Source organism: Pseudomonas sp. TWP3-1, assembly GCF_049896625.1.
Lineage (GTDB): Bacteria > Pseudomonadota > Gammaproteobacteria > Pseudomonadales > Pseudomonadaceae > Aquipseudomonas.
This window is the reverse complement of the sequence record NZ_JAFCUQ010000009.1, coordinates 102,676-116,979: the sequence shown is the minus strand read 5'-3', so window position 1 is coordinate 116,979 and position 14,304 is coordinate 102,676. Positions and strand designations below refer to the sequence as shown.

The window sequence follows — 14,304 nt, the reverse complement described above, 5'->3', positions numbered from 1 at the left end:
GCTTAGATCATTTCCTCGCCGCCCTTGCCACCGAGCACGATTTCTCCGGCTTCGGCCATACGGCGGGCGATGGTGAGGATTTCCTTCTGCGCGGTTTCGACATCGCTGACGCGCACCGGGCCTTTGGCCTCGAGGTCGTCGCGCAACAGTTCGGCCGCACGCTTGGACATGTTCTTGAAGATCTTTTCTTTGACGCCTTCGTCCGAACCCTTGAGGGCCAGCACCAGCACGTCCGAGGACACTTCGCGCAGCAACGCCTGAATGCCACGGTCGTCGACGTCGGCGAGGTTGTTGAACACGAACATGAGGTCTTCGATCTGACCGGACAGGTCTTCGTCGACTTCGCGGATCGAGTCCATGAGCTGACCTTCGATCGAGCTGTCGAGGAAGTTCATGATGTCCGCCGCACGCTTGATGCCACCCAGGGTGGTGCGCGAGGCATTCGAGTTGCCGGAGAACTGTTTCTCGAGAATCTGGTTCAATTCTTTCAGCGCGGCAGGCTGCACGGTGTTCAACGACGAGACGCGCAGGATGATGTCCAGACGCACTTTGTGGTCGAAGTTGCCGAGCACTTCACCGGCCTGATCGGGGTCGAGGTACGCGACCACGATGGCTTGAATCTGCGGGTGCTCGTAACGGATCACGTCCGCCACGGCGCGCGGTTCCATCCACTTCAGGCTGTCCAGGCCGCTGGTGTTGCCACCCAGCAGAATCCGGTCGATCAGGCCGTTGGCTTTGTCTTCGCCCAACGCCTGAGTGAGCATTTTGCGCACGTAGTCGTCGGAGCCGACCCCGAGGCTGGTCTGGTCGCCGACGATGTCGACGAACTCGCTCATCACCTGCTCGACCTGCTCGCGGTGGACGTTGCCCATTTGGGCCATCGCCACACCGACACGCTGAACCTCTTTGGGGCCCATGTGGCGCAGCACTTGGGCGGCGTCGGTCGAACCCAGGGACAGCAGCAGAATCGCGGCTTTATCGACCCGGGACAATTTGGCGACGGCGGCTCGGTTATCACTCATCTGCGTTAATCCACTCTTTCACGACCTGGGCCACACGACCCGGATCTTCTGCCACCAGACTCTTGATTGCGTTCAACTGTGCGTCATAGCCTTCGCTCGGGCTCGGCAGCAAGATGCTGGTCGGGCCGCCGAGGCTTACGCGATCGTTCGACAGTTCGCCGTCCAGACCGCCCATGCCACCCAGTTCCATGTCGCCGCCCAGACCGGCCAGCTCCTTGGATTTGCCGCCACCGGTGATGTTGTTGAGCACCGGACGCAGCACGCCGAACACCAGCACGAGGATGAACAACACACCCAGCACTTGTTTGACGATGTCCCAGAACCATGGCTGGGAGTAGAACGGAATATCGGCAATCACTTCGCCGCGCTCGGCGGAGAACGGCATGTTGATCACGCTGACGCTGTCGCCACGGCTGGCGTCGAAACCGACGGCGTCTTGCACCAGGCGCGTGAAGCGCGCCAATTCGTCGGTGGTCCACGGCGCACGCGTGGTCTCGCCGTTGGCTGCGTTGACCTTGACCTGATCGTCGACCACCACCGACACCGACAGACGATTCAGGCGACCCTGCTGCTGTTTGGTGTGGCTGATGGAGCGGTCGAGTTCGAAGTTCTTGGTGGATTGCTGACGCTTGTCTGCCGGGTACGGTGCGAGCATTGGCTGGCCGGTGGCCGGGTCCATGATCTGCTGACCGTTGGCATCGACCAAGGGCTGACCCGGCTGCACCATGCTCGCCGGCGCGGCTGCGCCACCGGTGGTTTGCGGGGCCGAGGCTGGCGCTGGCGGCTGGTTGCTCAGAGCACCCGGTACGCCTTGCGGGCCATTGCTGGCGGTGCGTTGTTCGTTGACCGACTGTTCGCTGCGCAACGCCGGTTGGTCCGGGTTGAACTGCTCGGCGGTCGATTCGACGGCGCTGAAATCGACGTCGGCCGAGACTTCAGCCTTGTAGCGATCGTTACCCAGTACCGGTTGCAGAATGTTGTGCACGCGCTGGGTAAGCATGCTTTCCATGCGGCGGCTGTAATCGAACTGCTTGCCGGCCATGGTCATTTCGGAGTTTTCCGCCTGATCCGAGAGCAGCGTGCCCTTCTGATCGACGACGGTGATCTGCGATTTGCTCAACTCGGGAACCGAGGTTGCGACCAGGTTGATGATCGCCACCACCTGGCCTGGCTCCAGCGAACGACCGGAGTATAGCTCGACCAATACCGAAGCACTTGGCTTGCGCTCGTCACGCACGAACACCGAGCTCTTCGGAATCGCCAAATGCACGCGCGCGCCCTTGACGTTGTTCAGACTGGAAATGGTGCGCGCCAGTTCGCCTTCGAGGCCGCGACGATAACGGGTCGCTTCCATGAACTGGCTGGTGCCCAGACCCTGTTCCTTGTCGAGGATTTCAAAACCGATGTTGCCATCGCTGGGAGTGACACCAGCGGCCGCGAGCTTGAGCCGCGCACGGGACAGGTCATCGGCCTTGACCAGCAAGGCACCGGAGTTCGGTTCGACGGTGTAGGGAATGTCGGCGGCGGCTAGGGTATCCATGACCTGCTTGGCGTCCATCCCGGCCAGGCTGCCGTACAGAGGACGGTAATCCGGCTGCTGCGACCACAGCACCACGGCAAAGCCAATCGCCACGCTCGCAGCCAGGCCGACCAACAGGCCCACCTGACGCAGCACGGTCATCTCGGAGAGGTTTTCCAGGAAGGACAGGCCGAAAAGCGGCGGTTTGCCGTCAATCGGGGTGGCCTTGGCCGGAACGTTATCGGCGACTGCTTCTGCCATGACTCAATCTCGTCCTTATACCGGCATCTGCATGATGTCTTGATACGCCTGAACCAACTTGTTGCGTACTTGGGTCAGCGCCTGAAACGACACGCTGGCTTTCTGCGAGGAAATCATCACGTCCGTCAGATCGACGCCGCTTTTACCGATTTCGAACGCATTGGCCATCTGGGAGGAGGCCTGCTGGGTATCGCTGACTTTGTTGATCGCCTGACCGAGCATGTCGGAAAAGCTGCTGCCGGACATTTCCGGGACAGCGGCCGATTTCGGCGCAGACATGGCGTCCATTTGCATGGCGCGCATGTCCAGCATCAACCGATTAAATTCAATACCTTGGCTCATGGTCTACTCTCTTGGGCGGCCCGCAATTTTTTGACACTCACTCGGCGGGTACACAGGTGTTAGCAACAAGGGTGCCAGCTCTCGGCCGGCGCTTTCAGAAATACCGCTCAAACGTTTCGCAGTGATTCAGATGGCGAACAGATACGCCTCGACATCCATCCCCGCATCACGCATTTGCGCCAGTTTGTAGCGCAGCGTGCGTGGGCTGATTCCGAGTTTTTCCGCCGCCTCTTTGCGCCGGCCACGCTCGGCGCGCAGGGTGTCGATGATCATTTGAAACTCATGCCGACGCAGGTCATCGCCCAGCGCGCCGGGCGCATCGGACTCGATTTCGATGTCGCGAACCACCGATTGCGCAGCTGCCGCCACCGGCAATGCCGCAAATGTCACTGCACCGGCAAGACAGAAATCCTGCGGCTGGATCAACCCGCCCTGCTGCAAGATCAACGCGCGTTGAATTGCGTTGTCCAGTTCCCGCACATTGCCCGGCCACGGATATCCGGTCAGACACGCGCATGCCTCAGGCGAGAGTTTCGCTGCTGCGTGCTTCATTTTATTGACGTGTTTGGCCAACAGCCTTTCAGCCAGCGGCAGGATATCGGCAGTTCTTTCGCGAAGTGGACGCCAGGCCAGGGGAAATACCGACAGACGGTAAAAAAGATCTTCACGAAAGCGCCCCGCCGCCACTTCACCGGCCAAATCACGGTTGGTGGTCGCGACCACGCGGATGTCGAGGCTGATCGGCTTGCGCGCGCCGACTCGCTCGACTTCGCGCTCTTGCAGCACCCGCAGCAACTTGGCCTGCAGGCCCAGCGGCATTTCGGAAATCTCATCGAGCAGCAACGTGCCGCCATCGGCCTGTTCGAACTTGCCGGCCTGCGCCGCGATGGCGCCGGTGAACGAACCTTTTTCGTGACCGAACAGTGTCGCTTCGAGCATGTTGTCGGGAATCGCTGCGCAGTTGATCGCAATGAATGGCTGCGTGGCACGATGCGATTGCTGATGGATGTAGCGCGCCAGCACTTCTTTGCCGGTGCCGGACTCGCCAGAGATCAAAACTGTCGAATCACTGCGTGCCACGCGCGCGGCCAATTCGAGTAACTGTGCTGACGCAGGTTCGACCGCAATCGGGCCTTCGCCTTCAATTGCACCGATGCTGCCCAACGCATGCCGCGCCACCAGATCCAGCAGCGCCTTGGGTTCAAACGGCTTGACCAGATAATCCGCCGCACCCTGACGCATGGCATCGACCGCACGCTCGACCGCGCCATGAGCGGTCATCAACAGCACCGGCAATTGCGGCTGACGTGCGCGCAACAGGCACAGCAACTGATGGCCATCCATGCCCGGCATGTTGACGTCGCTGAGCACCAGACTGAACGGCTCACGCTCCACGGCTTTCAGTGCCTCTTCGGCCGAACCGACCGCGTGGTAGTCATGGCCGGCGAGCAGCAGCGTATCCGCCAGTGCTTCACGCAGCGCGCGGTCATCCTCGACCAGCAAAACCTTGATGCCCATATTTTTTACTCAGCTCCGTGTACAGCGCAAAACAGCGGCAGGATCACCTGCGCGCAGGTGCCGCGCCCGACCCGCGAGCGCAGCTGCAATTCTCCCTGATGGGCACGCGCCACCGCTTTGACCACGGTCAGTCCGAGGCCGGTGCCGGTGACTTTGGTGGTGAAAAACGGCTCACCGAGGCGCGCCAGCACCACTGGATCGATACCGCTGCCGCTGTCACTCACGCTCAGACGCAGAGTGTTGTCGCGGGTGTAGCAATGCACTTTCAGGCGCACTGCACCGGCGCTGGCCTGAATCGCGTTTTCGATCAGATTGAGAATCGCCCCGACCAGTGTGTCGCGGTTGCACAGCAACTCGCCGGCATGGCTGTCGCACTGCCAGCGGATTGGCAGGTCCTGGACGTGGGTCGACGCCGCAGACTGCAGGGCCTGCATCAAAGCAGTCGGTGTGATGCGGTCGGTCATTGGCAACTCGCCGCGAGCGAACACCAGCATGTCGCGCACTTGATGCTCCAGCTCGTGCAGTCGCTCCTTGAGCCGCCCGGCAAAGCGCTGCTGCGTGGCGACCGGCAGTTCCTGCTCGGTCAGATGACTGGCGTAGAGCAACGCGGCAGACAGCGGCGTGCGGATCTGATGCGCCAGCGAAGCGACCATGCGCCCCAACGACGACAGACGTTCGTGGCGCGCCAGTTGATCTTGCAGATGACGGGTTTCAGTCAGGTCGTTGAGCAGCACCAACTGCCCCGGCTCGGCATCCAGCGAGCGCGTGGCAATCGACAGGCGTCGACCGTTCTTCAGAGAGATTTCGTGGCCGTCGTCTTCACGCGGCGCGAAGCAGCGGGCAATCACGTGACGCCACAACTCGCCTTCCAGCGGCAAACCCAGCAGTTCGGTGGCGGTCGGGTTGGCTTCGCAGACGACACCGTGCCCATCGATGACGATAACGCCACCAGGCAACAGATCGAGGAGGTTTTGCAGACGGTTGGCCAGGCGTTCTTTTTCCGCCAGCTCTTGCATGCGCTGGGCACTGACCACAGCCAGCTCGCCCTTGAGCTCGGTCACCCGTGCTTCAAGCATGCTGTAGGAGTCGGTCAACTGGCTGGACATCTGATTGAACAGCGCGAAGGCCTGCTCAAGTCCCTGACGGCTCGCCTGTTCTGCGCACGGCAGCTGCGCCGAAGAGTCGGCAACTGGAGACATCTGGGAGGCTTGGGGCATTGTGCTCACTCGCTTGGCTGACCGTCAGTTAAACGGAACGTTGCGAGGGCTATAGCAATACCCGTGCCTAAAAAAAACTGCTTATAAATGAAGCAGTTGAAAAACAGGCGTCAATCCTCCGCCTGTTCATCTCCGTCGCGCCGGCTCATGCCGTACTTGCGCATCTTCTCCACCAGCGTAGTGCGGCGAATGCGTAAGCGTTCAGCGGCGCGCGCCACAATGCCATTGGCATCGTCGAGCGCTTGCTGGATCAGGCCCTGCTCCAGACCACCGAGGTAATCTTTCAAGTCCAGACCTTCCGGCGGCAACATGGCGTTGGCGGAGAAGTCCGGCGTATGGCCGTTGATCGCTACGCGTTCTTCAAGATCACTGCGCAGGCTGTCGACCAGTTGCTCGTCCTCGTCATCGACGTAGCGGAATTTCTTCGGCAACTCGACCACACCGATCACCCCGTACGGATGCATGATCGCCATGCGTTCCACCAGGTTGGCCAGCTCACGGACGTTGCCCGGCCAGCCGTGACGGCACAGCGACATGATCGCAGCCGAGTTGAAGCGGATCGAACCGCGCTTCTCGTGCTCCATGCGCGAGATCAATTCGTTCATCAGCAACGGAATATCTTCGACGCGCTCACGCAGCGGCGCCATTTCGATCGGGAACACGTTCAGGCGATAGTACAAATCTTCGCGGAAGGTGCCGATCTCGATCATGCTTTCGAGGTTCTTGTGAGTCGCGGCGATGATGCGCACGTCGACACTTTGGGTCTTGTTGCTGCCCACGCGTTCGAAGGTGCGCTCCTGCAACACGCGCAGCAGTTTGACCTGCATCGGCAGCGGCATGTCGCCGATTTCGTCGAGGAACAGCGTACCGCCGTTGGCCAGCTCGAAGCGGCCCGCACGGCTGGTGATCGCGCCGGTGAAAGCGCCCTTCTCGTGGCCGAACAATTCGCTTTCCAGCAACTCGGCCGGGATCGCCCCGCAGTTGACTGGCACGAACGGCGCGTCGCGGCGCTTGGAATGGTAATGCAGGTTGCGTGCGACCACTTCCTTGCCGGTGCCAGACTCGCCGAGGATCAGCACGCTGGCGTCGGTGTCGGCCACTTGCTGCATCATCTGGCGCACGTGCTGGATCGCGCGGCTGGTGCCGACGAGGCTGCGAAACAGATTGGGTTCGCGATGACGACCGCGCTCACGGGCCTGGTCATACATCTCGCGATAGACCTGGGCACGGTGCAGGGAGTCGAGCAATTTGCTGTAGCTGGGCGGCATTTCGAGGGTAGAAAGCACGCGGCGGCGCTGGTCGTCAGGCAGGTCGACGGAAGAATTGTCGCCCATCAACAAAACCGGAAGGAACTCATCCCAGGTTGAGAGTGTCTTTAACAAGCCCAAAAGTGCACCTGGAGCATTGACCGTCCCGATCAATACACAAATGACTTCACGACTTGATGACAAAGAGCCGACTGCCTGCTGCCAGTCATGGCTACCGCAGGGTAAATTTTCTTCGCCAAGAAAATTTAAAATCACCGCCAGGTCGCGGCGGCGGACGCTATCGTCATCGATCAGCAGAATTTTGGTTTCACGCCACATGCAATAGCAACTTCCCTAGTCAACTCAATGCCCGAAAATAAGGGGCAAGCGAGACGCTTGCAGGACACCATGTGCCTGTAGACGCCCGAAATCTGTAATCAGCCACTAGTTAAGTCAAAAAACCGTGCACAGTCAAATTTATGGCGCACGTGTCTGGATTAACTGAGGGTTAATTAACCAAACAGATGGTAAACCTTTGCCGCATTCTGCGCTTGGGTGATCTGCGACATCTCATCGGCAATTGCCTGACGCTCACCGATGGCAGCGTCAAGCAGTTGCTTGTAGACGTGCAGCAACTCCTCAAGATTGTCGCGCAACGCCACCTCATCCAGCGCAGCCTCACTCAAGACGTCTTCCATGCAGGAACGGCAATCGAGATCCAATTGGCCGATGACTTCCCAGTTGCGGTCGGCCAGGGCACCGATCAGCGCTTGCCGGGTGTCTTCGATTCGCTGCAATACAAGACTCATGGTGATCTCCTTAGAACTGAGGAGCTGGCGTAGGCGCGATGGCGTCCCAGCCTTCTTTGACCGTGCGCAGCAAACCGGCAACTTCATCGAGAATGCGCGGGTCGCTGGCGATATTCGCTTCAGCCAGACGCTTCATCATGTAGATGTACAGACTGTCCAGATCACTCAGCGTATCCGCGCAATTGTCCAGATCCAGGCCTTCACGCAGCCCGCTGACGATGCCAATGGCCTTGCTGATCGACGTGCATTTGGCCGGCACGTCCTTGCGCTCGATGGCGCCTTTGGCCTGAGCGATGCGATCCAGGCCACCTTCCATGAGCATTTGGACCAGACGGTGCGGGCTCGCTTCGGAGGTCTGAGCGTGTGCGCCGATCTTCTGATATTGCCGCAGCGCTAACATTGGGTTCATGGTCTACCTCATTGCCACAATGACTCGTATGACCAGTGTATCGCCATCGAGCCAAAAAACTTTAGCGCAAAAGACAAAAACCCGGCGCGCCTCTGAAAGCGCAGCCGGGTTTTTGTCGTTTCATCTTACTTTGCGGATTGCTGCGCGTTCAACGACGCGAAGAACGAGGTAATGTTGCTCGCCGTCGCTTTCATCTGCCCAACCAGCAAGTCCATGGCGTTGTATTTGGCCGTCAGGGTCTTGGTCAGGTTGGCGACACGAATATCGAGTGCCTCCTGCTGATTGGCAATCTTCTTGCCGTTCGCGGTCAGATCGGCAAGGCGCTGATCAAGCATACCTTTGGATGTGATACTGGCGGGCTTGAGATACGGGTCGAGCGACTTGCTCATACGCGACAACAGGCCGTTGGTGTCGTTGGTGCCCGCGAACAGTTGCTGTATCTGACCAGTGGTGCCGGGCGTAGCCATGCTTTTGGTAAACGCGGCTGCGTCGAACTTCAGCTCGCCCGTGTTCTGGTCGGTCATTACACCAATTTGCGACAAAACGCCTACTGGGCCACCCGTCGTGTTATTGGTCAGTTCTGCGCGGATGTCGCTCATCAGCTTGCGCGTCATCGAATCGCCAGTGAACGCAGCCTGCACGGTCAGCTTGCCATCCTCGTCCGGCGTCGCTTTGGACAAGGTATCAATGGTTTTCTTGAGCGTGTTGTACGCATCAACGAAGGATTGAATCGAGGTCTGCAGACCTTTGGTGTTGGGCTCGACGCCTACCGTCACAGTTGTGCCTGGCGCAGTGGTGGTCACCAGATTCAGGGTCAGGCCACTGACTGCACCCGTCACGGTATTGGTCTTGCTGGTCACCGGCAGACCGTCGATGGTCAGGCTCGCATCCTTGGCCAGACCGTTGATCGAACCGGAACTGCCCGCCGTCGGTGTAGCGCCCATTTCCTGAGTGCCATCGATCTCCAGGCCGGAGATGCCGCTGAGTTTGAGGTCCGTACCTGCGCCAGTCTTGTTCGAACTGACCACCAGACGCGAAGCACCGCTGCTGTCAGTCACGATGTTGGCGGAAATACCGGCAGGACCCGCCGAGGAGTTGATTGCGTCGCGCGTGCTCTGCAAGGTAGCGTTGGCCGGAATCGTGACCGGGATATCAATACCATTTTGAGTGATTTTCAGAGTACCACTCGGAATGGCACTGGCAGCACCGCCGGCGAAGGCTGCGCTGGCTACTTTCGAGCCGGTGGCCAAGGACGAGACGAAAATATTGTAAGTGCCGGCAACTGCAGTGTTATCAGTCGTCGCGGTAAGCACCGAAGGCGTACCTGAAGTCGCCGAGAAACCGGCAAACGCAGGCGCGGTCTTGCTGCCCAGGTTGGTCATGGCGGTCTGGAATGCGGTCAACGCACTCTTCAACGAACCGACACCGGAAATCTTCAGAGAATTGTTCTTCGTCTGGGTGTCGATCTGCGTCTGTTTCGGCGCTTTGTCAGCATTGACCAGTGCGGTCACGATTGCGCCGATGTCCAGGCCGGAACCCAGGCCGGAGCCGGGTAGAATTGGACTTGCCATGTGCATCTCCTTTCATGATGTTGCCAGTCTTTTGACCTTTGCCAGCGCCTAAAGCACTTCAAACACTATTCATGCCAGCTATCAGACTTTAGCGTCGAACAATACATGACTCGCATTGCTCAGACTTTCAGCCAGCTTGAGGGCTTCTGCGGAAGGGATCTGTCGTACAACCTCACCCGTTTCGCTCGCGATCACCTTGACGATGACCTTTCCGGAATGCTCGTCAATCGAGAACTCCAGGTTGCGCTTGATCGACTGTACAAACTTCTCGATCTCCTGCACTGCCAGTTTCAGCTTGGTCTCATCCGAATCACCGCTCTTTTCGGGAGCAGCGACCACAGCGACGACCTGAGGCTTCGTCTCTGGCTGTTTGTCAGCGACGATGTTGGCTGGCTTGGGCGCCGGATAAGCCACGTTAAGCTTGACGCTCATGTCCATGCTCATCACCTCTGAACGTAAAAAGCGAGAGAGCACGACAAGCGCACTCCCCCGCTAAAACTTATTCCGAAATTACTGAAGCAGCTTCAGTACAGCGGAAGGCAGTTGGTTGGCTTGAGCCAGTACGGAGGTCGAAGCCTGTTGCAGGGTTTGCTGCTTGGTCAGGTTAGCAGTCTCAGCGGCGAAGTCGGTATCTTGTACGCGACCTTGTGCTGCAGTGGTGTTTTCCACGATGTTCTGCAGGTTGGAGATGGTGCTGGTCAGACGGTTTTGCGAAGCACCCAGGCTCGAACGAGTGCTGTTGATCGTGGCAATTGCAGCGTCGATCGCGGTGATTGCGTTGTCGATGTTGACAGCAGCGCCCGATACGCTTGCACCGGTCAGAACTACAGTACCGCTACCTACGTTCAGGCTGACGGCGTCGAACTTGGAGCTCAGTACCAGGTCGATGTGGTTAGCCGAACCGGTGTTTGCGCCCACTTGCAGGGTCACAGTACCAGCCGAACCGTCCAGCAGGTTTTTGCCGTTCAGGTTGGTCGAAGCCGAGATACGGGTGATCTCGTCGGACAACTGAGCGAATTCGTCGTTCGTTGCTTTCTGGTCGATGCTGCCGTTGGTACCGGTACGGGCTTTAACAGCCAGTTCACGCATACGCTGCAGAATGTCGGTCGAAGCTTGCAGAGCGCCTTCAGCGGTCTGAGCAACGGAGATACCGTCGTTGGCGTTCTGGATCGCCTGGTTGCCACCACGGATCTGGGAAGTCATGCGGGTAGCGATCTGCAGGCCAGCGGCGTCGTCTTTAGCGCTGTTGATTTTCAGGCCGGAAGACAGGCGCTGCATCGAAGTCGACAGAGCGTCGGAAGCTTTGTTCAGGTTTTTCTGAACGTTCAACGACGTAGTGTTGGTGTTTACTGTTAAAGCCATGACGAATTCCTCGTTGGTTGGGTACTGCGGCTTCCGGCCCTGGCAACCGCCGGGTATGGCCTAGAGAACCTTCGTAATAGTTATCGTCGGGTTTGCAGGTTGCTTGAGGGCTTTTTGAAAAAATATTGCCATCACCCTGCCACTCCCAAAAAAACAAGGGCTTAGGGCGCTCCACCCACGAAAAAAATGACGCCATAAAACTGTCCGTACCACCAACCCTTGTGCCAGAGCCGTCGATCCCCCTTCAGCGCTGCGCGCTGTCGAGCAATTCAATCAGTTCATACTCGACGAAATCGGCAAGCCCCAACCAATCCTGGCGTTCCTGACACGCCAATATGTGTGTCAGCACCTGTGCCCACGACTGCTGAACCTCCTCAGAGGCGAGTGAAAAAAACCGCTGCGCCTCGTCGAATACGTCGACCATGGTCAGCGCCGCTTCGACATCACGCCCCAAACGAAACAATCCGGCGCATTGCCGGCATGCGCTGATGCAATCCACCTGCGCACTCATTGCACAAACTCCGGATTGAATTGCGTGCCCACGATCATCGCCCCTGCCCGACTGCTGTTAAGGAAGCTGACCTCTGGATGCCGCGCGATGTAACGCTCCATCACGCACAGGTAGCCACGAAAGTTCAACTGCGTCCTGACCCGTTCGCCATTGCCGTCACGGACCCAGTGCCGAGCCTGCTCCAGGGCTGGCCCCAGATCGCCATCGTTCCATCCGGCATGCGTCTTGTTCATCGGGAAGGCAAAGTCGGCGCCGAACAGGGTGATGCGCGTGCCGCCCATTTTCACGGCCAGGTCCACGGCGGGGTGAATCACACTGCCACCCGCATGCAATTCGGCCCGAGGGTGCTGATCACGCAACGTGGCATAGACAGGGCTGGCGGTATAAGCGCCATAGCGCTTGCCCCTCCAGGCCTTCAACACCTGCGGTGAGCTCATGGGCAGGTACACCAGCGGGATGCCGTCGGACTCCTCGAAAGGCAGGTGCCGAAAGCTGATCAACTGATCGATCGTCACCACCAGATCGGGAATGATCCCGTGCTGGCGCAAAGGCCGATAGGCCGTGTCGACACAAATGAACAGCGGACGGTCGACCTGACCGCGCACCGACGCCAGCCGTTCAAAATGCCCTTCCAGACTCGGCCCGGTGCCGATCACATAGATTTCGCGGCCGCTGCAGGTACCAAACAGTTGCGCCACGTCATCATCGCCAAGCAGCACCTCCAGGCTATCGCGCAAGCGCTGCTGAATCGCCGGCAATTGCGGATCGAACTCGCGATTGTTGAAACTCAGGTGAACCTCATTGACCAGCCGATCACGAATCTTCGCGCTGAAGTCATCGGCCAGGAGCATTTCGGCGGGCAGCGCAAAAAACGGCGTGTAGATATCCGCATGATCGCCGGCATACATCAGTTCCACTCTGGGGTCTTCAAGCCATGGCCGCTGGTCGAGCAACTGCAGAACCAACGCAAACAAGGCGCCGTTGAGGATGTGCACGTACAACCTCTCCAGTGCGGCGCGCTCGAGCAACACCGACGGCAGGTCGCCAAGGCCGGTGCCGTAGATGTGCACCCGGGGCTTTTCCGGCAGGCTGGCCGCCTGGACCCGGGCCTCGTGGATCCGGTCGTGGCGACTGGTCAGTTGAATCCCGTCCACACTCAGCGTAGAGCCCAGGCCTTGCACCAGTTCGGCTTGAATGGCCGACGCGTCCTCAGCCACCAATCGTGCAAACACCGCCGGCCAGCGTTGCTGGATCACCTGGGCGTTGGCTTGGAAAAACTCGCTCATGGCGCCTTGCGCTCCGTTTCAGGCAAAAAAATAGCGTTCAAGGTTAACCTTGAACGCTATTTTTGTATCCGCCGTTTTTGACCAGACTCAAGGACGATAGATGATCGCCGAGCCCCACGACAGGCCAACGCCGAAACCGCTGATCGCCACGCGCTGCCATTGCGAGTCGAGCGCATGTTTTTCCAGCAGCAACGGAATGCTCGACGACACGGTGTTGCCGGTCTCGACCATGTCCTTGATGAACTTCTCCGGCTCGCCTTCGAAGCGTCGCGCCACGGCATCGACGATCGCCGCGCTGCCCTGGTGGATGCAGAACGCATCGATGTCATCGGACTTCAGACCGGAGTCGTCGAGCAATTCATGCAAGTGCGCCGGGACTTTAAGCAACGCGAAGTTGAACACCTGACGACCGTTCATGAAGAACACGCCATCGGTCACCTTCAAGTGCGGTGCGCCGGCACCGTCGGTACCGAACTTGGCCTTACCCAGCGCCCACAGCGGATCTTCACCCATCCAGGTCGCGGTGGCGGCATCGCCGAACAGCATGGTGGTGTTGCGATCTTCCGGGTCGACGATCTTCGAATACGGGTCAGCGGTGATCAGCAGACCGTTTTTCAGGCCGGCGGCTTCCATGAAACCCTTGATCGCGTAGATGCCGTAGACGTAACCGGAGCAGCCCAGGGAAATATCGAACGCCGCGACCGTGGTCGGCAGGCCGAGCTTGTCCTGGACGATGGCTGCGGTGTGCGGCAGACCTTCTTCGTCACCGTTCTGGGTGACCACGATCAGCGCGTCAATCGCTTCACGTTTCAGCGCAGGGTTGCTGGCGAACAGCGCATTGGCTGCTTCAACACACAGATCGGAGGTTTCCTGATCAGCGTCTTTGCGTGGCAGAAAGGCTGAACCGATCTTGCCGAGGATGAAATCTTCATCCTTCTCGAATTTTGCACCTTGTGCGTAATTGTCCACGCCGGCTACAGGAACGTAGCTCGCAATGCTTTTTATGCCAATCATTACGGCTTCCCAATAATAAACAGCCCAATACCACCGCTCGCAAGGATTCGAGGGGCGCCGACAGACAGACAAAAGCCGCCACAACGGGCAGCCACGGGGAGCGCAAAGGGCTATCACTGCAACCGATAACGGGTCAGGCGCCATCTTCCCGGTCAATACAATACAGTGAAGATGCGCGTTATGACTCACAGGTCACGCTATTTTGCCGAATCGGTG

The 14,304-nt window shown here is 59.0% G+C and carries 14 protein-coding genes; all 14 read right to left on the bottom strand.

The genetic code is table 11. The annotated features are described in order from the left end of the window. Window positions 1-2: 2 nt before the first annotated feature. Complete coding sequence (fliG, locus tag ACP7BN_RS14550) at window positions 3-1,022, bottom strand: flagellar motor switch protein FliG (protein WP_007958288.1); 1,020 nt, start codon at window positions 1,020-1,022, stop codon at window positions 3-5. Then, the gene (gene fliF / locus ACP7BN_RS14545; RefSeq protein WP_420647971.1) at window positions 1,015-2,802 is read right to left on the bottom strand and encodes a flagellar basal-body MS-ring/collar protein FliF; all 1,788 of its coding nucleotides are present in this window, start codon (window positions 2,800-2,802) and stop codon (window positions 1,015-1,017) included. The genes fliG and fliF overlap by 8 nt, the downstream gene beginning before the upstream one ends. A 15-nt stretch (window positions 2,803-2,817) precedes the next feature. Next, window positions 2,818-3,144, bottom strand: coding sequence for a flagellar hook-basal body complex protein FliE (gene fliE, locus ACP7BN_RS14540; protein WP_420647970.1), 327 nt, complete (start codon window positions 3,142-3,144; stop codon window positions 2,818-2,820). Between the two features lie 126 nt (window positions 3,145-3,270). Next, window positions 3,271-4,662 (bottom strand): sigma-54-dependent transcriptional regulator, encoded by a 1,392-nt coding sequence (locus ACP7BN_RS14535; RefSeq protein ID WP_426204938.1) that lies wholly within the window; start codon window positions 4,660-4,662, stop codon window positions 3,271-3,273. A gap of 5 nt (window positions 4,663-4,667) precedes the next feature. Beyond that, window positions 4,668-5,879 (bottom strand): sensor histidine kinase, encoded by a 1,212-nt coding sequence (locus tag ACP7BN_RS14530; protein ID WP_426204936.1) that lies wholly within the window; start codon window positions 5,877-5,879, stop codon window positions 4,668-4,670. 110 nt (window positions 5,880-5,989) lie between these two features. Beyond that, on the bottom strand, window positions 5,990-7,465 hold the full coding sequence (locus ACP7BN_RS14525; RefSeq protein ID WP_420647968.1) for a sigma-54 dependent transcriptional regulator: 1,476 nt from the start codon (window positions 7,463-7,465) through the stop codon (window positions 5,990-5,992). A 173-nt stretch (window positions 7,466-7,638) separates the two neighbouring features. Then, entirely contained in the window at window positions 7,639-7,935 is a 297-nt protein-coding gene (locus tag ACP7BN_RS14520) for a flagellar protein FliT (RefSeq protein ID WP_426204934.1), read from the bottom strand. A gap of 10 nt (window positions 7,936-7,945) precedes the next feature. Beyond that, a complete protein-coding gene (gene fliS / locus ACP7BN_RS14515) occupies window positions 7,946-8,344 on the bottom strand; it encodes a flagellar export chaperone FliS (RefSeq protein ID WP_420647966.1) in 399 nt (132 codons plus the stop codon). A gap of 125 nt (window positions 8,345-8,469) precedes the next feature. Then, entirely contained in the window at window positions 8,470-9,915 is a 1,446-nt protein-coding gene (gene fliD, locus ACP7BN_RS14510) for a flagellar filament capping protein FliD (RefSeq protein WP_426204931.1), read from the bottom strand. Window positions 9,916-9,996: 81 nt separating this feature from the next. Further along, on the bottom strand, window positions 9,997-10,353 hold the full coding sequence (locus ACP7BN_RS14505; protein ID WP_420647964.1) for a flagellar protein FlaG: 357 nt from the start codon (window positions 10,351-10,353) through the stop codon (window positions 9,997-9,999). A gap of 72 nt (window positions 10,354-10,425) precedes the next feature. Next, window positions 10,426-11,277 (bottom strand): flagellin domain-containing protein, encoded by an 852-nt coding sequence (locus ACP7BN_RS14500; RefSeq protein ID WP_426204929.1) that lies wholly within the window; start codon window positions 11,275-11,277, stop codon window positions 10,426-10,428. A 244-nt stretch (window positions 11,278-11,521) separates the two neighbouring features. Then, on the bottom strand, window positions 11,522-11,788 hold the full coding sequence (locus ACP7BN_RS14495; protein WP_426204927.1) for a hypothetical protein: 267 nt from the start codon (window positions 11,786-11,788) through the stop codon (window positions 11,522-11,524). Continuing rightward, window positions 11,785-13,074 carry a motility associated factor glycosyltransferase family protein gene (locus tag ACP7BN_RS14490; RefSeq protein ID WP_426204925.1) on the bottom strand — a complete coding sequence of 430 codons (1,290 nt, stop codon included), beginning with the start codon at window positions 13,072-13,074 and terminating at the stop codon, window positions 11,785-11,787. The genes ACP7BN_RS14495 and ACP7BN_RS14490 overlap by 4 nt, the downstream gene beginning before the upstream one ends. 87 nt (window positions 13,075-13,161) lie before the next feature. After that, entirely contained in the window at window positions 13,162-14,088 is a 927-nt protein-coding gene (locus ACP7BN_RS14485) for a ketoacyl-ACP synthase III (RefSeq protein WP_420647960.1), read from the bottom strand. Between the last annotated feature and the right edge of the window lie 216 nt (window positions 14,089-14,304).